Consider the following 19,506-nt stretch of genomic DNA (forward strand, 5'->3'; position numbering starts at 1 on the left):
ACAGCTGTTTATTTAATAAGCAGCAATACACCCATGATTTCTAATCCATTTCATTATTATTATTCACGTCGAGCCGCACCATTTTGGTGCAACGACTTGTTTTAGAAGGCATCTTATTCATAGTTTTAATTCATCGCCTTGTTATAATGACGCCAGTTTCAATTCAATCTTATTTCGGGGTGTGATCCAATGTCAGTTGACAATGTTTTGAAGATGATCGAAGAGTACGACGTTAAATTTGTTGATTTACGTTTTACGGATACTAAAGGGAAAGAGCAGCACGTGACTATTCCAGCACGCGTGGTAGATGAAGATTTACTATCTGATGGTAAGATGTTTGACGGATCTTCTATTGCCGGCTGGAAAGGTATTAACGAGTCAGACATGGTTCTTATGCCAGACACTGAAACAGCTCTTATCGATCCTTTCTACGAAGACACGACCATGTTGCTTCGTTGCGATATCTTAGAGCCTGCAACGATGACTGGTTACGACCGTGACCCACGTTCTGTTGCACGTCGTGCCGAAGAGTATTTAAAGTCTACAGGTATTGCTGACTCTGCTTTTTTTGGGCCAGAGCCTGAGTTCTTCATTTTTGAAGACGTTAAGTTCAAAACGGATATTAGCGGCTCATCGTATAAAATTGACGATCCTGAAGCTGCTTGGAACTCTGATAAAGACTATGAAGGTGGCAACACTGCACACCGCCCGCGCGTGAAAGGTGGTTACTTCCCAGTTCCTCCTGTCGATTCATCGCAAGATTTACGCTCACAAATGTGTCTTGTTTTAGAGAGCATGGGGCAAGTTATCGAAGCGCACCACCACGAAGTTGGTACAGCTGGCCAGAACGAAATTGCCACTCAGTTTAACTCTTTAGTAAAAAAAGCAGACGAGACTCAAATCCTAAAGTACGTTGTTCATAACGTCGCTCATGCTTATGGCAAAACGGCAACATTCATGCCAAAACCACTAGCAGGCGATAATGGCTCTGGCATGCACGTTCATATGTCACTGGCCAAAGAAGGTACAAACATCTTCGCTGGCGACAAATACGCAGGCTTATCAGAAGAAGCGTTATACTTCGTTGGTGGTATCATTAAGCACGCCAAAGCTCTTAACGCGCTAACCAACCCTTCCACCAACTCATACAAACGATTGGTTCCAGGGTTTGAAGCTCCGGTGATGCTTGCTTACTCAGCAAAGAACCGTTCCGCTTCTATTCGTATCCCGCACGTTAACAGCGCTAAAGCGCGCCGTATCGAAGCTCGCTTCCCTGATCCGATGGCAAACCCTTACCTAGCCTTCGCAGGCCTTATGATGGCCGGTTTAGACGGTATTCAGAACAAGGTTCACCCTGGCGATGCCATGGATAAAGATTTATACGACTTGCCGGCTGAAGAAGCTCTATCTATTCCTCAAGTTGCGGGCTCGTTAGAAGAAGCTCTTAATGAGCTAGATCAGGATCGCGAATTCTTAACTCGTGGTGGCGTTTTCTCTGATGACATGATCGATGCTTATATCGCCTTAAAGCGTGGTGATGTTGAGCTATTGAAAATGACACCGTCACCAGTTGAATTCGACTTATATTACAGTCTGTAATTTAGTCGCAGTTATTATTAGCTATATTGCTAAGCCCGGCACAGCCCGGGCTTTTTTATTTTGACACTACAATCACAGTTTTAGATACTAGAGGGAGTGTTTAACTCAAAGGAAACCCCATGAAGTCATTATTGGTGACAATTGTTTCGTTACTTGCCCTAAGCTGCGGCTCTATAGCTACTTCTGCTAAAGAAACGGTAATGTATAAAAAAATAGATAAAGATGGCAATGTGGTGTTTACCGACAAACCAATTCCAGGCTCAAAACCTATCACTGTCAAAACAGACGTCAATGTGGTTTCTACCCCCAAGCCAGCATACAAAGCGCCGACAATAAGTGATTCATCAGAAGAAGATGATGATGAAAAAAAGTTTAAGTATGAGGTTCTTGCCATTGATACACCTAAGAATGACGAGGGTATTAGAGCTAACGACGGTAGAATTAATGTTATAGTTGCTGTCACTCCTAATCTAAGGCCAAACCATAGCGTACAGCTCAAGCTGGACGGTAATAATGTAGGCCAAGCGCAGAAAATTCCTTACTTTAACCTAACAGAAGTTGAACGCGGCACTCATCAGCTGCAGGCTATGATTATTGACGATGATAGTGGCGAGACCGTTCAATCTTCAGACGCTATTAGCTTCCACGCGCTTATTGCCTCACGTCTCAATCAAAATAGACGTAAGAAACGTTAATCATCCAATAGCGCTTTCACGCGCACCAAAATGGTGCATGCCAGTTGATACTGCTATAATGCCTTTTTGAATCTTGCACCTTTGAGCAGCATTGCCTATGCGTTTTCAGCGCCTTTTAGATAACTTATCGACCTCAATCATTCTTTTTGATGCTCACGGGCGTTTTCAATACTTAAATCAGGCCGCCGAAAAGTCCTTTAACACCAGCAACAAGGTGCTAAAAGGTAAGCGCTATAGTTACTTTATTGCCAGTAACAGTTTGCCGTTAACCGAAATTCTCGAAGCGCTTCGCCAGAATGGTCAATTTGTACAAGACAATATTCAGCTACAGCTACTCAATGGTAAAGAGCTTTCCGTTGATATCTCTGGTCACTGGTTTATGGCGGATGAGCCTTATTTGTTAGTAGAGTGGCAAAGCTCCCAGCGCTTCCGTAGCCGTAGCTTTGCACAAGGCTTGTCTAAACAAACACAAGTCAGCGAACGGCTATTACAAAATCTAGCGCATGAAATTAAAACGCCCTTAAGCGGTATTCGTGGCGCTGCACAGTTGCTCAGTCAAGAAACCACCGCAAGCAACGTTCCGCAGGATGTAAGACAAGGGATTGGCGAGCTAAGTACCATTATCCAGAAAGAAACAGAACGTTTAACCAACCTTGTTAATCGCATGTTGCTCTCTACCCAGAAAGCGACGCGTGTCATGATGAATATCCATGAAACCACCGAGCAGGTTCTCGACTTATGCCAGCTAAACCTGCCGAGCAATATAACCCTGAGTCGAGACTATGACCCTAGTCTCCCTGAGTTTATGTGCGCGCCAGACTCGGTCTACCAAGCTATTTTGAACATTACCCAGAACGCCATAGAAGCTTGTCATGAGCAGGCCGACGCAACCATAGTCTTACGCACACGGGCGCTACCAAGGCACACTATTGGCGAAACCCAGTACCCGTTAACGCTTTGCGTACAGGTTGAAAATAACGGGCCAGCTATTGATCCTCAATTAGAGCCCAACATTTTCTTCCCGTTAATAAGCGGCAAAAGCAGCAGTGGTCTCGGGCTTGGGATTGCGCAAAGCCTTATTCAGCAGCAACAGGGGCTAATTGAATTTAGCAGTAACGCCGATAGAACATGTTTCAGCATTTACCTGCCCGTCATCCCGAAAGAAAAGCATCAGACGACTGAGGGTACTTCAACTCATCAACTGGGATTACAAGATGACTAACGATACCGTAGATACAAACACGGTCCTTGTGGTCGATGATGATAGCTCCATCCGCTGGGTCTTGGCTCGCGCTCTGAATAATGCACAATTTAAGGTGATCTCATGTGACAGTGGCCAAGAGGCCCTCAGCATCATTTCTGAGCAAAAGCCACAGCTTGTTATAACCGATATACAAATGAGTGGTATGAGCGGGCTTGAATTATTAGAAACCATCAATCAGAAATGGCCTGAGCTTCCGGTCATTATGATCACCGCCTATGCCGATACCGATCTTGGCAGTAAAACCCATGAGTTAGGTGCCTTTGATTATTTGCCGAAGCCCTTTGATATCAATCACGTCATCAACTTATGTCAACGAGCTATCAACAGCCACAAGCCTGCTAGTGATTTGCCTTTGTGGTTACAACACGCCGAGAAGCACATCGACAGTGAGTACCATCAAGGGAATGCAGAGGTCTTGATCGAGATGCAGCAGCAGTTTGAGCAGTTTGTTGCTGAAACGGCATTAAGACTAACTCAAGAACACAAACAAAAGTCAGCAAAAATATTAGGTTGGGGTCGCAATACCTTAAGCCGTAAATTAAAATACTGGCAACAAAAGCCCAACTCCAAAGAAGAATAAGTATGCTGCATATCGTATTATTTGAGCCTGAGATCCCACCTAACACCGGCAATATTATTCGCCTTTGCGCCAACACAGGGATACAACTACACCTTATAAAGCCTTTAGGTTTTGAACTTGAGAATAAGCGTATGCGTCGTGCCGGGCTCGACTATCACGAGTGGGCCAATGTCATTATTCATGAAAACTTCGATGACTTTAAAAATCAGCAGCAACCACAACGACTTTTTGCTTTAAGTACGAAAGGCAAAAAGCATTACCATCAAATTGAATATCAAGATGGTGACTACTTCATTTTTGGCCCTGAAACTCGTGGGTTGCCGGATCATATTCTAGAGGAGTTAGCGACTACCTTGTTGAGAATACCTATGAAGGAAGGAAGTCGAAGTTTGAATCTGTCCAATACAGCGGCCATCATGGCCTTTGAAGCACTCAGACAGCTCGGCTTTGAAGGTTGTCAGTAGCTTAAGACTCAGACTTTAGATCACGCGTTAGTAGTTCATGCGCGGCGGCTTTAGGATCGGCGCCTTTATAGATAATCTTATAAATCGCTTCACAAATTGGCATTTCCACACCTACTCGATTCGATAACATGTGGATTTCATGAGCGTTACGCACCCCTTCCACCACCTGTCCAATGGCTTTTTCAGCGCCCTCGCGATCACCACCCTGCCCTAAGGCTAAGCCAAAGCGACGGTTTCGAGACTGATCATCTGTGCAGGTCAATACCAGATCGCCCATTCCAGCCATACCATTGAAGGAGTCGGCTTTGCCTCCTAAGGCTACACCTAAACGCTTCATTTCGGCTAGGCCACGCGTAATCAATGCGGTGCGTGCGTTTGAGCCGAAGCCCAAGCCATCGGCGATACCTGCGCCAATTGCCACAACATTTTTTACGGCACCACCAATCTGCAAACCAATCACATCAGTGCTGGTATAAACTCGGAATCGGTCGTTATGAAAATCTAAGGCTAGCTCTTCTGCAAGAGCTCGTTCATTCGAGGCTAAACTGATAGCCGTTGGCATCCCATTAGCCATTTCTTTGGCAAAACTGGGACCGGAAAGAATGGCATGTGGTTGCTCTGGCCCTAATTCTTCAATTAGGACATTTCCCAGCAAGTCACCAGTATCTGGATCTAAACCTTTGCTCGCCCAGATAATAGGCGTCTTGTCACCTAAATGTGGCTTGATGGTTTGTAAAGCCGCTCGGAAAGCATGGCTCGGCACCGCTACAAGCACCACAGATGAGTCATTAATGACTTCTTCAATATCGCTAGAAACCACTAAAGATTCAGGAAATTTGGTATCAGGTAAATAGCGAGTATTTTCGCAATCACTTTGCATGCGCTCAGCTTGAGAAGCGTCACGCGCCCACATCTTTACCTGATGGCCATTACCCGCTAGGACAATAGCTAATGCGGTTCCGTACGACCCAGCGCCGAGAACCGCAAAAGACTTAGGAGTGCCCATTAAGCGTTTGCTTCACCTTGTTGCTGAGCAGCTTGTTGTTGCGCCTGCTCATACAAAGCATTGAAGTTAATTGGCTGTAATACGAAGCGCGGGAAGCCACCACGAGATACTGCTTCTGAGATACCTTCACGAACGTATGGGAACAACTGCTCACAGCAGAAAGTTCTCAATAAACGCCCACGAACTTCGTCTTCAATACCTTTAATACCGAATACGGCACCGTACTTAACTTCCGCGATGTAAGCAGTCTTCTCGCCAACTTTTGACGTTACAGTCACTTGTAACTCAACTTCATAGCTGTCGTTTTCTAAATCTTTAACACGGTTATTTAGGTTAACGTTGATTTCTGGCTTGTACTGCTCTAAAAAGATTTCTGGTGAATTCGGTGCTTCAAAAGAAATGTCTTTTGCATAAATCGTTTGTACTACTAACTGCATACCCTCAGGAGTTTCTACTTTTTGCTCACCTTGGTTTGCTGCATTTTCGTTCTCTGCCATAACTGTACTCTCTTTGATATTTAATGTTTTATTTTAATAATGGATCTAATTGTCCAACATCGGCTCTAATTTTCCTGCGGCATGCAAAGCATACAGATCATCACAGCCACCAATGGGCTTGTCGTTGATGATAATTTGCGGAACCGTATGGCCGCCAGCAATTGAAATCATCTTTTCCCGCAACTCATTGTCGCCATCAATTGCAATTTCAGTGTAATTGATGTCTAGTTTTTCTAGCAGATGCTTCGCTCGTACACAAAATGGGCAAAACCGCTTGGTGTACATTTCAACTGTTGCCATTGATTGATTACCCTTTCACTAGTGGTAAATTATCGCCACTCCAAGACTGGATACCGCCTTTGAGTTTGTGAACCTGGTTAAAGCCAAATTTGCGTAACGTAATCGCTGCGCTACCTGACTGGATTCCAGTGTTACAGACCATAATTATGGGGACCTGCTTATATTTTTCAAGGTCCTTAACGCTATCTTTAACCTTCGTAAAAGGAATGTTCACCGAACCGTGAATATGCCCCTTATTAAAGTCCGCGACCGATCGCAAATCCACTACCTGCGCATTTTCTTTATTAATCATTTGCGTAGCTAGTAACGGCGTCAATGACTTAGAGCCACTGGTCAGGGTTTTGATGATACTAATCAGAAGTAATAGTGCGAACGCTAACCAGGCCGAGCCTAGAAACGGATGATTGCCAAAAAATTCAAATAATTGCTGCATTTGCCAGAAAACCTAAGTCAAAATGATACTGGAAATTAGAACATTGCATTATACACAAAACTAATCATTCGCCCAGTATCTATATGCCTTAAGGCTCCTTTGGAATAGTGATATTTGCCTTCAGTTCACTGAGCTATTTCAAAATGATTATTTTTTGCACAGATATCATCCAACTAATCTAAAAATTAGAATTAACCTATTTTCCGCTAAGCGCCTGCTTACAAATTTGTTTTAGAGCCTCTACGCTGCCCATTCTTGTAAAATTCGGTCGTATGAGAAAAGCAATCCGGCGATGAGGGCCTGGCTCGCTTAAATGCACAGCAATGAGTTCTTTGTTTTGCGATATGAGCTGATCCATGGCCATAGCTGGGATCAAGGTTGTGCCCAAGCGGCCTAATACCATTTGTATCAAAGTATTAAGACTGGTTGCGCCAAAACCATGCTCCGCTTGCTTATCTGTAAGCTTGCATGCATCTAGGATATGATCTTTTAGGCAGTGTCCTTCTTTTAGCAACATCAAGTTACTTTGCATTAGCTCGTCGCTGGTCACCTCTTTTTTACCACTAAACCGATCGCCTTTTAGAGTGACCCAATAAAAGTCTTCCTGCCAAAACTCCAAGGCCAACAAGCCTTCATGTGCATAAGGTAGTGCCAGAATAGCGGTATCCAGCTCCCCTTTTCGCACCATATCAACCAGCACATGGGACTGTTCTTCGACAATACGCAACTCCGCTTCTGGGTATTGCTCGTGCAATAAAGGGAAGATCTTGGGCAGCAAATAAGGCGCGATGGTTGGAATAACACCGACGGATATCGGAAAGCTCAGTGGTTGCTTGATTCCTTCAGCAAGTTCATCAAGAGAATTTATCTGTAGCATGATTTCTCGAGCGCGCTTTAAAACTTCCTGTCCCAATGGCGTGACTAAAACTTTTTTATTATCGCGCTCGAAGATTTGCAAACCCAGATGCTCTTCCAACTGCTTCAGGCCGGTACTCAACGCTGACTGGCTGATGTTACATCGCTCGGCGGCCTTCTTGAAATGTAGCGTTTCCTCAACTGTTAACGCGTAAACCAACTGTTTAAATGACACCATTAGTATCTATCCTACCGACAATCATAATTCATAATTATAGAACATCATCTTCAACTTATTCAAATTTACTAAACCACCAGCAATTCCTATACTTTTCCCCGTACTCACAAAGAACCCAATATTAACGAATAGGAGGCCACACATGGCACTTATCAACACTGAAATTAAACCTTTTAAAGCAACAGCATTTAAAAACGGCGAGTTCGTTGAAGTTTCTAACAAAGACATCGAAGGCAAGTGGGCAGTATTTTTCTTCTACCCAGCAGACTTTACGTTCGTATGTCCAACTGAGTTAGGCGACTTAGCGGATCATTATGAAGAACTTAAGAGCCGCGGCGTTGAAGTATTCTCTGTATCAACAGACACTCACTTCACTCACAAAGCATGGCACGAAACGTCAGACACCATTGGCAAAATTAACTATGCCATGATTGGTGACCCAACAGGCGAAATTACTCGTAACTTCGACGTTATGCGCGAAGGCCAAGGTCTAGCAGATCGCGGTACATTCGTAGTCGACCCAGACGGCGTCATCCAGGTCATGGAAATCACAGCTGAAGGTGTTGGTCGTGATGCTGAAGAGTTAGTTCGTAAGATTAAAGCAGCTCAGTATGTACGCGACAACCCAGGTCAAGTATGTCCGGCGGCTTGGAAAGAAGGTGAAGACACTTTAGCTCCTTCACTAGACTTAGTAGGTAAAATCTAAGTCGGTAAGAGCTAAGTCTCCAACACATCTATTTATAGATAATTGTTGTAAACGCTTGGTGGGCTTCCCCGCTCACCAAGCATCCTAAATCACTCGCGACTGACATAGTTTTCTTCTTAACATCAAAACTTCCTCAGTCAATTTTGCAAGGCAGGAACACACTATGCTAAACAAACAAATATTAGAAGCTTTGAAAGGCTATACCGCAGATTTGCAAAAGACGGTGACTTTCGTCTTGCAAACTGGTGAGCACTCCAAGCGTGATCAACTTAAAGATTTTTTACAGAGCTTTGCCAGCGTTAGCGACAAAGTTCAATTTGAAGAACGTGATCTAAAGGGTCAAGTTCGCAGCCCAATTAGTTTCCTAATTGAAGTTGATGGCGAAAATTCTGGGATCCAGTTTTCAGGCATCCCATCGGGCCACGAGTTTAACTCGCTAGTCTTAGCGGTTCTGCAAGCAGCAGGTACTCCAATTAAACTCGATAGCTCATTACAAAACATGGTCAAAAATATTGACCAAGAGATGAAGTTCGAAGTTTTTGTCAGCCTAAGCTGTCACAACTGTCCAGACGTGGTGCAAGCTTTAAACCAATTTGCTGTGATTAACCCTAATATTTCAGCAGAAATGATCGACGGAGGCTTGTTCCAAGACGTTATCGAAGAGCGCGATATTCAGGGCGTGCCGAGTGTTTATCTAAACGGTGAATTATTTGCCAACGGTAAAGTTACCGCAGCAGAACTCATTGATAAGTTGCTCGAGCAAGATCCGTCTATTGCGAAAGCCGACTCAGCTGAGAAGCTACCCTTACAAGATGTTGTCGTTATTGGTGGCGGACCAGCAGGCGTAAGCTCAGCGATTTATAGCGCACGCAAAGGCTTAAAAGTAACCCTAATCGCTGATCGCATTGGTGGCCAAGTTAAAGACACCATGGGTATCGAAAATTTAATATCTGTGCCAAAAACCACCGGGCCAGAATTATCAGGCGCATTACAGGCACATCTAAACGAATATGATATTACCGTTAAAGAACACCTGCGTGTGACTGATGTACAGCAAGGCGACATCAAAACCATTACGCTATCGTCAGGCGAAGTTATTGATAGTAAAACTATGATTATCGCTACTGGCGCTAAGTGGAGAGAGCTTGGTATCCCTGGCGAAAAAGAAAACGTCGGCAATGGCGTGGCCTACTGCCCACACTGTGATGGCCCATTCTTTAAAGGCAAAGATGTTGCAGTCATTGGTGGCGGTAACTCAGGTATCGAAGCGGCACTAGACTTAGCCGGTATTGTAAAATCCGTTACGGTGTTTGAATTTATGCCAGAGCTGAAAGCCGATAAAGTGCTCGTCGATCAAGCCGAGGCAAAAGACAATATTACCATTTTAAAGAACGTCGCAACTAAAGAGATTCACGCGACAAATGGTAAGGTTTCCTCTATCGAATACACTGACAGAGCGACGGAAACAAATCACAGTGTTGAACTTGACGGTGTCTTCGTACAAATTGGCTTAGTGCCTAACTCTAAGTTCTTAGGCGATGTCGTCGAAACCACTAAGTTTGGCGAAATCGTGATTAACGAAAAGTGCGAAACGTCTCAGCCTGGTATTTATGCAGCCGGCGACGTCACCACTGTGCCTTACAAACAAATCGTCGTTTCCATGGGCGAAGGCTCAAAGGCATCGCTAGCATCGTTTGAGTACTTACTTGCAAATTCAAGTAAGCTTGAAAAGATGTACGAAGAGAGCCAAACAAAAGAACGTCAAAAAGATGCTGCATAAACGCATAAGCCGCATAAAAAAGAAGCCCTCTAAATGAGGGCTTCTTTTTTATTAACAGTTTTTTAATTTTAAAAAATACCATCTAAAGTTATTAAGTTAACTGCTCAACCTTCAAAGTCGCGCCTTCAAAGCCAACGACTTTGACTTTTTCGCCTTGTGGCGTGTCGGGGCCTGTGACGCGCCAGTAGGTGTCGCCGACTTTTGCTTTGCCGACGCCGTTTTCGATAGCGGTGGCGAGAGTGAAGGTTTGCCCGATAAGTGATTTGCCGCGGTTATTCAGCGAGCTGCCGTCTTCGGGTTCGTTAAGTTTGTGTTTTTTGCTGTAGCTGCGCCATACGACGATACTAACGACGGAGAAGATAGAAAAGACTATCCACTGCCACTCGGGGCTAAAGTGTTCTCCTAAAAAGAGTAGCAAGGTACCGACCACTAAGGCGGCAATTCCTAACCACAATAAAATTGCGCCAGGCGCGAACATTTCTAGAATGAGTAGCACCAGTCCGAACACCATCCAGTGCCAATATTCTGCGTTTGAGAAGAACTCCATAGTATCCCCTTGTGGCTAATCTATGACTTAATCGGTTTCGTTATATTTGTGGTTGTTTACTTATTGCTGAACGCTTCTTTAGCAATCTCAGCGACGCCTGCAACCGAGCCGATGACTGATGATGCTTCAAGCGGTAGCATTAGCACTTTCTGATTATCAGATGTTGCGATTTTACCCAGTGCATCGACGTATTTTTGCGCAACAAAATAGTTAACCGCTTGCACGTTACCTTCGGCAATGGCTTTCGATACCATGGTCGTTGCGTTAGCTTCTGCTTCAGCCTGACGCTCGCGCGCTTCCGCTTCACGGAAGGCTGCTTCTTTAGCACCTTCTGCGGTTAAAATTTGTGCTTGTTTTTCACCTTCGGCTTCTAGAATTTCCGCTTGCTTAGTACCTTCAGCTTCTAGAATCTGCGCGCGCTTTAAACGCTCGGCTTTCATCTGTTGCGCCATCGCATCTACCAAATCGCGAGGAGGCAAAATGTCTTTAATCTCGATACGAGTGACTTTAACGCCCCAAGGATTAGTTGCTTCATCAACAATCGTTAGTATACGAGCGTTGATTTCATCACGCTTCGATAACATCCAGTCCAAATCCATACTACCTAAAACGGTACGGATGTTAGTCATTACAAGATTCTGCATAGCGCGGTGAAGTTGATTCACTTCATAAGTCGCTTTTACTGGGTCTACAACCTGATAGAAACACACCGCGTCGATGGTAACCGTGGCGTTATCTTGTGAAATGACTTGCTGTGCTGGGATATCTAGCACCTGCTCCATCATGTTTACCTTGGCACCGATGCGGTCAATAATTGGCATAATCACATGCAAGCCTGGCGGTAGCGTTTTACGATATTTACCGAAACGTTCAACAGTATATTGATTACCTTGGGTCACGGTTTTCACACCTAAGAAAATACCTATGACAACAAGCGCCACAAGCGCAATAACAAGTTCCATGAACATTAATAGATTCCTCTTTTCTATGTTTTAAATAAAGATTTTAGATAATGGTTTTAAAGTTGTTAGTTTTTAAAGTACTTTTAATTCTTCAATATAGAATGAACGCTAGTCCTCGTTCAATCTATTTTTTCTAGATTTTGTAACAAGCTGTAGCGGACTTTAGCGCTTCTCTAAGCTGGCCTAGCCTCTATTGCCCTAGCTTCCATAAGGCTTGCACGATACAATAGCTCACAAGTTCGTCATTTTATTTAACTTCATGAGTAATAGCCCAAAACCTGTTGCCCTGATCATACTCGATGGTTGGGGATATAGCGAAGATCCAAAAGACAATGCCATCATGGCTGCCAATACCCCAAACTGGGATAAATATTGGGATCACTATAGCCACACTCTAATTTCTGGTTCAGGCACCGACGTCGGTCTACCTGAGGGGCAAATGGGTAACTCCGAAGTCGGCCACCTTAACCTTGGCGCAGGTCGTGTGGTTTACCAAGATTACACGCGCATCAGCAAGGCCATTGAAACGGGGGATTTCTTCGATAATGAAGCCCTTGTGAAGGCTATCGATAAGGCTGTGAGCAAAGACAAAGCAGTACATTTGATGGGCCTTTTATCACCAGGTGGCGTACATAGCCATGAAGATCATATCCACGCGGCAATTAAGCTTTGCCAACAGCGTGGCGCTAAAAAAGTTTATATCCATGCTTTCTTGGATGGTCGCGATATGCCACCACGTAGTGCTGAAGCGAGCTTGGTCAAGCTGGATAAAGTCTGCCAAGAAGTTGGCGTCGGTCGCCTAGCCAGTATGGTCGGTCGTTATTACGCGATGGATCGTGATAACCGCTGGGAGCGAGTTGAGTTGGCTTACGATATGTTGACTCGCTCAGAATCTGAATACCAATACCTTGATGGCGTTAGCGCACTAAAAGCAGCTTACGAGCGTGATGAAAATGACGAGTTTGTCAAAGCAAGCATCATTGGCGAAGCAGCTCCAATTGAAGATGGCGACAGCATTATTTTCATGAATTATCGCGCCGATCGTGCTCGCCAAATCAGCAAAGCCTTTGCTAACGATGACTTTGATGGTTTTGAGCGCAAAAGCCGCCCTGTTCTTGCTAACTTTGTGATGCTGACTCAATACGCGACCGATATTGATGCTTCAATCGCCTACCCGCCTATTAGCATGAACAATGTGCTTGGCGAGCATTTAATGAAGCTTGGCAAGAAGCAATTACGAATAGCCGAAACAGAAAAGTATGCGCATGTGACCTTTTTCTTTAACGGTGGCGTTGAGACTCCATTCGCCGGCGAAGATCGCGAATTAATCCCTTCTCCAGATGTGGCGACTTACGATTTACAGCCTGAGATGAACGCGAAGCAGGTGACGGATCACTTGGTTAAAGTGATTAAAAATAAAGAGTATGACGCTATTATCTGTAATTTTGCCAATCCTGACATGGTAGGCCATACCGGCAACTTCGGAGCTACGGTAAAAGCTATCGAAGTACTAGACGAGTGTATCGGCCGAATCGTTGAGGCGCTTGAGGAGGTTGGTGGCGAAGCTTTAATTACCGCAGATCATGGCAATGCCGAGAAAATGGCGGATGCCGAGACAGGTCAAGCTCACACCGCTCACACCAGTGAGCCCGTGCCCTTGTTATATATTGGCCGCAAAGCCGAACCAGTGGTTACTGACGGCGTATTGTCCGATTTAGCTCCTACATTATTAAGCTTGATGGATTTGCCAATTCCTGATGAAATGACGGGCAGACCAATATTCAAACTATAATTAAGGTTCACTAAATGACGTCACCAAGACAACTTCTTCTATGCCTGTTCGTTTTCTTGGTGACTTTTTCTTTATCTTCGTACTCCGCGAACAATAAAGCCCAAGCCGAAAAAGAGTTAAAGATACTTAAAGCAGCCATCTCGGATATCCAAAAAGAGCTGCAATCTAACCTTAAAGAACAAAGCCAAGCACAGCAGAAGATACAAGTTATTGATAAAAAGCTCGCTGCAGCAAGCAGCGCCCTGCGTTCAACACAAGCAAAACTGAAGTCTGAAAAGCAAAAGCTCGCTGATTTAAAGATTGAGCAAACTCAGAAAGTTGAGTTACGAGAAAAGCAACGTCAACGCCTCGCCACCCAGCTCAAAAGCGCCTATATTTCAGGTCGTCAGGAATATATTAAGCTTCTTTTGAACCAAGAAGATCCGACTAAAGTATCTCGAATGCTGGAGTATTTTCGCTATTTAAACCAAGCGCGGATTGATGATATTGAAAAATTACAGCAAACCCTGCAACGCTTAGAAGTTATTGAGCAAGATATTCAAACCACTTTAGTGTCTTTAGCAGAGCTTGAGCAATCTCAAAAAGATCAACAAAAACAACAGCAAACACTCAAAGAACAGCAACAGATCGCATTACAAGAGCTTAAAGACAGTTACAATAACCAAAATTCACGCCTTAACAAATTAAAGCGTGATGAAGAAGAGCTGGCGAAAGTCATTCGCTCGATTGAGAAAACACTTCGTCAGTTTGCGCCAAAACAATCGCTAAGCGGTTTAGCAAAACATAAAAAGAAACTGCAATGGCCCGCCAGTGGCCCTCTAGTGTATCGTTATGGTAGCAATAAATTAGGAAACCGATTAAAGTGGAATGGCATCTTAATCGGTGCTAAAGAAGGCTCCTCGGTTCATGCTATTCATCATGGCCAAGTGGTGTTTTCAGACTGGTTACGCGGTTATGGTTTGTTGGTTATTGTCGATCACGGTCAGGGCTACCTCTCCTTATACGGACAAAACCAATCATTACTAAAGTCGCCTGGTGACTGGGTCGAGGCTGGCGAGCCGGTTGCGATCTCTGGTGGAAGTGGCGGTAGTGGTGAACCGGGTTTGTATTTTGAAATACGTTATAAAGGTAAACCACAAAACCCCATCAGGTGGATAAAGTAAATCAAAAATTCGAACTTTGGGCTTTATAAGGGAACAGCAAAGAATGAAATTACAGCTTTTATTGGCAACCATACTGACTAGTCTTTTAGCTAGCTCAGCGCTCGCTGACACCCCAGCTGATAATCAGGATAAGGCCCAAGAAGCCGATACAACACTGCAACAAGAGTCCGGCACCTCAGAAAAAGTCGAGACCTTACCTTTAGATGAGTTAGCTGCATTAGCCGATGCCTACGCTCAGATTAAAAAATCCTACGTAAAAGAACTAACCGACAAAGAAATTCTAGATGCTGCCATTCGTGGCATGCTTAATAACTTAGATCCCTACTCTAGCTACCTTACGGCTGAGCAGTTTGCCGCTTTACAAGAAAGTGCAACAGGTGACTATGCAGGTATTGGCGTAGAAGCAAGCCACACCGACAAGGGCATTGAAATTGTAAACGTGGTTAAAGATTCGCCAGCAGAAAGAGCCGGTTTAGTGTCTGGCGACTTAGTCACCAAAGTGAACCAAGTCCCTACCGAGGGACTATCGCCAGAAGAAGGCTCGAAGCTGATGCGCGGCGCTCCGGGGAGTAAAGTGTCACTAACCTATATCGATACCAATGGTGACGAGCAGCAACTCACGATTACTCGTCAGATCATCCATACCACCAGCGTGAATTATCAACTGCTAGAAGACAATATCGGTTTCGCCAGAATTACAGAGTTTCAACTGCGCACTGCGAATGATCTCAGCCAAGCCATCAGCAACATGGAATATCTCAATAAGAAACCTTTAGCAGGGCTAATTCTCGATTTACGAAACAACCCTGGTGGGCTTTTAGATGGTGCGACTGAAGTCAGCGATTTGTTTTTAAATGAAGGCGTTATCGTGCAAACCAAAGGACGCCTCGAGGAAAGTAATGAAGTGCATAACGCTTCTTATGGAGACATTTTACGCAACAAGCCACTCGTGGTTTTAATCAATGGCCGTTCTGCTTCAGCTTCAGAAATTGTCGCTGGCGCGTTACAGGATCAAAAGCGAGCAACCATAATCGGTACTCAATCTTTTGGTAAAGCCATGGTCCAAACTATTTTGCCAATTCATGGCGGCAATGCGATAAAACTAACTACCTCTTTGTATTACACGCCACAAGATCGTTCCATCCAGAACTCAGGGATTACGCCCGATATTGAGGTTCCTTTTGAGCCTATTGATATCAACAAAGGTTCAGATCCTGAAAAGCTACAAAATGATACAAAAAAACAGGCGTCAGACCAAACCACTGTAAATCAAGACTATAGGCGCGATAATCAAGTAATGGCAGCCATAAAACACATCAAAAACGCTGCTCAATAAGACACATAACCTCGATCAATTTGAAAGCTTATATTAGACTTAGTCGTTATAAGATAAAACATCATAATAAAATCGGGGTAGTGTATGTATCTTAAAAGACTCATCTTTGTTGGCGCAGCTCTTAGTCTATTAGCCGGTTGTGACATTCCAAACGCTGAAATTTCAGGGAAAGTCACCTACGAGAAAGTTCCTCACAGCGAAGAAACTAATGGCTTAGACTACAGAAACTCATACGACGTGCCACTTCGTGGCGTGAAAGTAGAGCTGATCGAAGATGGCAAGGTTATCGAAACGGATATAACCGATAGCCAAGGTAGCTACAGCTTTGTCAAAAAGATGGATACCTTCGTGCAGTTACGTGTTCGCGCAGAGTTAATTAACGACGACACTAGCGAAGATGGCAACGAATGGCACGTTAGAGTCGTCGACAATACAAACGACAAAGCCGTATATACCCTCAGTACCGACACTTTTGAAGTTAAGCGTGAAATTATGGAAGTAAACCTTCATGCGGCTTCAGGCTGGCAAGGCGATGAAGGATATAAGCGCACCCGTGCGGCAGCCCCTTTCCATATTCTCGATAAAGTTAACGATATTCTGCTTAAACTGGATGATGTTGGCGAAGTTCAGTTGCCAACTCTGACCATGAACTGGAGTCCAAACAACATTCCTTCACAAGAATTGGACTATGCGACAGGTAAAATTATTACCTCGCATTATACAAACAACGAAATTTATTTACTGGGCGCCGAAAATGTTGATACCGATGAATATGATGATCACGTCATTATCCACGAATGGGCTCACTTTTTTGAAGATAACCTTGCTCGTTCAGACAGTATCGGTGGCCCTCATGCAGGCGGCGACTACCTTGACCTGCGCGTAGCTTTTGGTGAAGGCTTTGGTAATGCTTGGTCGGCTATGATCACAGATCGACCGCTATATCAGGACTCTTTTGATCAAGGTCAAGCCTTGGGCTTCTCGATTGCCATAGAAGATAACGACGTTATCAACCCAGGCTGGTTCAGCGAGGGTTCAGTGCAGTCCTTGTTATATGATATTTATGACGAAGCTGCTGATGGCCAGGACTTTATCCACTTAGGCTTAGAGCCGATTGTTAGCATATTGACCAATCAACAAAAAGATACAGCGGCTTTAACCAGTATTTTCACGTTCATGACTTACTTTAAGGAAAACTATCCTGAGTACGCGACTGATGTGGATAATATGATGGCAGCGCAAAATATTAACCCAGCCGTAGATATCTGGGGAACCAATGAAGATAACAATGGCTCTTTACCAGAAGGCCTGCCGGTATATTTAGATCTATTTCCGCGCGATATTTTGCGAGTATGCACCAGTACCTCACAAGGCGACGCTGGAAATAAGCTGGCAAATCACCGTTTCTTAAAGTTGAACGCGCCAGTGGCAGGGAACTATACTTTGACTCTTACGCCATCGCGAAATAATGATATTGATGCTTATATTTTCACAAATGGCGTTGAGATTGCTCGTGACGAAGCTCCTGGTATTGAGCCAGTGGTTCTCAGCTTTGACCTAGAGCAAGGCATCAGTATTGCTGATACTATTGGATATAACGAAGAAGGCACTAGTGTAGCTGCGACCTGTTTTGATGCGGAGTATCAGCTCAACTAAGAGTTTGATAACTGAGGAGAACTCATGAAAGCCATAAAGTTAATGTTAATGATGTCGTTATCGGCACTCGTTTATTCGTGTGGTGGTGGCGGTAGCGATAGCGGTTCGCCTACACCTGGACCGGGTGATGGTGGCGGTAGTGGCGAAAGTGCCACTATTTCAGGAAAAGTCACTTATGACAATGTCCCACATAATCCTTCGACCAATGGTCTAAATTATAATGCTACGACTCAAGATCCCGTTCGTGGCGTAACCGTTCAACTAATTCAAGGCAGTACCGTTGTCGATACAACAACAACCGACGACAACGGCGACTACAGTTTAGCGGGTGAAACTGGCGCGACTTATACCTTGCGTGTGCGCGCAGAGCTTAAGCAAAGCGGTACTCAAGCTTGGGATATCGAAGTGGTCGATAACACTAGCAATAATGCGCAATACGTCTTAGATTCAAGCAGTTTTCAAGTGGATTCAACCAACTTCACTCGAAACCTTAACGCTGCATCCGGCTGGGGTGGTAGCTCTTACACCAGCACAAGAGCAGCGGCACCCTTCCACATTCTGGATCGCGTCTATGATGTCATTGATAAGCTAAGAGTTGTTGATGCTAACTTGCAGCTCGACCCTCTGGTTATAAACTGGAGTCCAAACAATATCCCACAAAGTGGTAGCTTGAATACTGGCCAGATTGGCACTTCCTTTTACAGCGCTGACAAGATTTATCTGTTAGGTGCCGCGGATACTGATACGGACGAATACGACGGTCATGTCATTATTCACGAGTGGGGCCACTATTTCGAGGACAACAATGCGCGCTCCGATAGCATCGGTGGCTCTCACGGTGGTGGCGATCGTCTCGATATGCGCGTTGCCTTTGGTGAAGGGTTTGGTAACGCTTGGTCGGCCATGATTACCGACGATCCCATTTACCGAGACTCTTTAAACTCAGGGCAGTCTCAGGGCTTCAGTATCAATATTGAGAATAATAATGTCAGCAACCCTGGTTGGTTTAGTGAAGGCTCTGTGCAATCGATTCTTTATGATATTTACGATGCCGGCAACGATGAAACCGTCGCTCTAGGACTCGGTCCGATTTACGATGTCTTAGTAGGTAAGCAAAGAAATACTGAGGCTTTTACCAGTATTTTTACCTTTATGACCTACATCAAAGAGAATAATCCAACCGAAGTTGCAGGGCTTAACCAACTTCTTAGCGATCAAAACATCCAACAAAATATTGATATTTGGGGTTCGACCGAAATCGATGACGAAGGACAACCGAGCGTTTTACCCGTTTATAACGAGTTTAATCCTGGGGATTCGCAGCAACTGTGCACTATCAGAACCTTTAACTCATCGACGACAAGCATGAACAAGCTTGGAAACCGCAAATTCCTCAAGCTAAACATTTCTGCTACAGGAAGCTATACCCTACGCTTAACGCCATCTAGCGGTGAGGACCTTGACGGTTATATTTATCAGCAGGGTAATCTAGTTGCTTTCGATGATGCTGGTGGCTCATCCACTGTAAACATCCCCCATAACTTTTCAGCCGGCACCTACGTCGCAGATGTTTCAGCTTATAGAACAAACGCTTGCTTTAACGTCGCTTTAATACAGAATTAATGAATATCGA

Annotated in this window: 19 protein-coding genes; 12 read left to right on the forward strand and 7 right to left on the reverse strand. The window is 44.4% G+C overall.

Going from position 1 to position 19,506, the window contains the following annotated elements:
• The first annotated feature begins 189 nt into the window (after positions 1 to 189).
• The 5 genes from glnA to trmL all read left to right on the forward strand — a co-directional run bounded on the left by glnA (position 190) and on the right by trmL (position 4,602).
• Positions 190 to 1,599 (forward strand): glutamate--ammonia ligase, encoded by a 1,410-nt coding sequence (gene glnA / locus DL796_RS02345; RefSeq protein ID WP_110199601.1) that lies wholly within the window; start codon positions 190 to 192, stop codon positions 1,597 to 1,599.
• A gap of 119 nt (positions 1,600 to 1,718) precedes the next feature.
• Positions 1,719 to 2,294 carry a DUF4124 domain-containing protein gene (locus DL796_RS02350; RefSeq protein ID WP_110199603.1) on the forward strand — a complete coding sequence of 192 codons (576 nt, stop codon included), beginning with the start codon at positions 1,719 to 1,721 and terminating at the stop codon, positions 2,292 to 2,294.
• Between the two features lie 97 nt (positions 2,295 to 2,391).
• On the forward strand, positions 2,392 to 3,516 hold the full coding sequence (glnL, locus tag DL796_RS02355; protein ID WP_110199605.1) for a nitrogen regulation protein NR(II): 1,125 nt from the start codon (positions 2,392 to 2,394) through the stop codon (positions 3,514 to 3,516).
• Positions 3,509 to 4,138, forward strand: a complete 630-nt coding sequence (locus DL796_RS02360) for a response regulator (protein ID WP_110199607.1) — start codon at positions 3,509 to 3,511, stop codon at positions 4,136 to 4,138. Before glnL ends, DL796_RS02360 begins: the two co-directional genes overlap by 8 nt.
• Before the next feature lie 2 nt (positions 4,139 to 4,140).
• Positions 4,141 to 4,602 (forward strand): tRNA (uridine(34)/cytosine(34)/5-carboxymethylaminomethyluridine(34)-2'-O)-methyltransferase TrmL, encoded by a 462-nt coding sequence (gene trmL, locus DL796_RS02365; protein WP_110199609.1) that lies wholly within the window; start codon positions 4,141 to 4,143, stop codon positions 4,600 to 4,602.
• Between the two features lies 1 nt (position 4,603).
• Here trmL and gpsA read toward each other — a convergent pair whose 3' ends face one another.
• The 5 genes from gpsA to DL796_RS02390 form a co-directional block, all read right to left on the reverse strand.
• Positions 4,604 to 5,608: an NAD(P)H-dependent glycerol-3-phosphate dehydrogenase gene (gpsA, locus tag DL796_RS02370; protein WP_110199611.1), complete on the reverse strand. Its 1,005-nt coding sequence runs from the start codon at positions 5,606 to 5,608 to the stop codon at positions 4,604 to 4,606.
• Positions 5,608 to 6,105, reverse strand: coding sequence for a protein-export chaperone SecB (secB, locus tag DL796_RS02375; RefSeq protein ID WP_110199613.1), 498 nt, complete (start codon positions 6,103 to 6,105; stop codon positions 5,608 to 5,610). Before secB ends, gpsA begins: the two co-directional genes overlap by 1 nt.
• 45 nt (positions 6,106 to 6,150) lie before the next feature.
• The gene (gene grxC / locus DL796_RS02380) at positions 6,151 to 6,405 is read right to left on the reverse strand and encodes a glutaredoxin 3 (RefSeq protein ID WP_110199615.1); all 255 of its coding nucleotides are present in this window, start codon (positions 6,403 to 6,405) and stop codon (positions 6,151 to 6,153) included.
• A gap of 7 nt (positions 6,406 to 6,412) precedes the next feature.
• A complete protein-coding gene (locus tag DL796_RS02385) occupies positions 6,413 to 6,838 on the reverse strand; it encodes a rhodanese-like domain-containing protein (RefSeq protein WP_110199617.1) in 426 nt (141 codons plus the stop codon).
• A 196-nt stretch (positions 6,839 to 7,034) separates the two neighbouring features.
• On the reverse strand, positions 7,035 to 7,931 hold the full coding sequence (locus tag DL796_RS02390) for a hydrogen peroxide-inducible genes activator (protein WP_110199619.1): 897 nt from the start codon (positions 7,929 to 7,931) through the stop codon (positions 7,035 to 7,037).
• 142 nt (positions 7,932 to 8,073) lie between these two features.
• On the opposite strand from DL796_RS02390, the gene ahpC reads away from it, so the two are divergent.
• Together ahpC and ahpF are read left to right on the forward strand one after the other, a co-directional pair.
• A complete protein-coding gene (gene ahpC / locus DL796_RS02395) occupies positions 8,074 to 8,637 on the forward strand; it encodes an alkyl hydroperoxide reductase subunit C (RefSeq protein WP_110199621.1) in 564 nt (187 codons plus the stop codon).
• Positions 8,638 to 8,800: 163 nt separating this feature from the next.
• Positions 8,801 to 10,417, forward strand: a complete 1,617-nt coding sequence (ahpF, locus tag DL796_RS02400; RefSeq protein WP_110199623.1) for an alkyl hydroperoxide reductase subunit F — start codon at positions 8,801 to 8,803, stop codon at positions 10,415 to 10,417.
• Between the two features lie 91 nt (positions 10,418 to 10,508).
• Here ahpF and DL796_RS02405 read toward each other — a convergent pair whose 3' ends face one another.
• Both DL796_RS02405 and DL796_RS02410 read right to left on the reverse strand, forming a co-directional pair.
• Positions 10,509 to 10,964 carry an NfeD family protein gene (locus tag DL796_RS02405; protein WP_110199625.1) on the reverse strand — a complete coding sequence of 152 codons (456 nt, stop codon included), beginning with the start codon at positions 10,962 to 10,964 and terminating at the stop codon, positions 10,509 to 10,511.
• 56 nt (positions 10,965 to 11,020) lie between these two features.
• Complete coding sequence (locus tag DL796_RS02410) at positions 11,021 to 11,932, reverse strand: SPFH domain-containing protein (protein WP_196597940.1); 912 nt, start codon at positions 11,930 to 11,932, stop codon at positions 11,021 to 11,023.
• A 253-nt stretch (positions 11,933 to 12,185) separates the two neighbouring features.
• Between DL796_RS02410 and gpmI the strand changes: the two genes are divergently transcribed.
• From gpmI to DL796_RS02435, 5 genes are all read left to right on the forward strand, one after another.
• Positions 12,186 to 13,718 carry a 2,3-bisphosphoglycerate-independent phosphoglycerate mutase gene (gene gpmI / locus DL796_RS02415; RefSeq protein ID WP_110199627.1) on the forward strand — a complete coding sequence of 511 codons (1,533 nt, stop codon included), beginning with the start codon at positions 12,186 to 12,188 and terminating at the stop codon, positions 13,716 to 13,718.
• 14 nt (positions 13,719 to 13,732) lie between these two features.
• Positions 13,733 to 14,881, forward strand: a complete 1,149-nt coding sequence (locus DL796_RS02420) for a murein hydrolase activator EnvC family protein (RefSeq protein WP_110199629.1) — start codon at positions 13,733 to 13,735, stop codon at positions 14,879 to 14,881.
• Positions 14,882 to 14,924: 43 nt separating this feature from the next.
• Positions 14,925 to 16,217 carry a S41 family peptidase gene (locus DL796_RS02425; protein WP_110199631.1) on the forward strand — a complete coding sequence of 431 codons (1,293 nt, stop codon included), beginning with the start codon at positions 14,925 to 14,927 and terminating at the stop codon, positions 16,215 to 16,217.
• A gap of 84 nt (positions 16,218 to 16,301) precedes the next feature.
• Positions 16,302 to 17,873 (forward strand): hypothetical protein, encoded by a 1,572-nt coding sequence (locus DL796_RS02430; RefSeq protein WP_110199633.1) that lies wholly within the window; start codon positions 16,302 to 16,304, stop codon positions 17,871 to 17,873.
• A gap of 24 nt (positions 17,874 to 17,897) precedes the next feature.
• On the forward strand, positions 17,898 to 19,496 hold the full coding sequence (locus DL796_RS02435) for a carboxypeptidase regulatory-like domain-containing protein (protein ID WP_110199634.1): 1,599 nt from the start codon (positions 17,898 to 17,900) through the stop codon (positions 19,494 to 19,496).
• Positions 19,497 to 19,506: the final 10 nt, after the last annotated feature.

Source organism: Kangiella spongicola, assembly GCF_003194565.2.
Taxonomy (GTDB): Bacteria; Pseudomonadota; Gammaproteobacteria; order Enterobacterales; family Kangiellaceae; genus Kangiella; species Kangiella spongicola.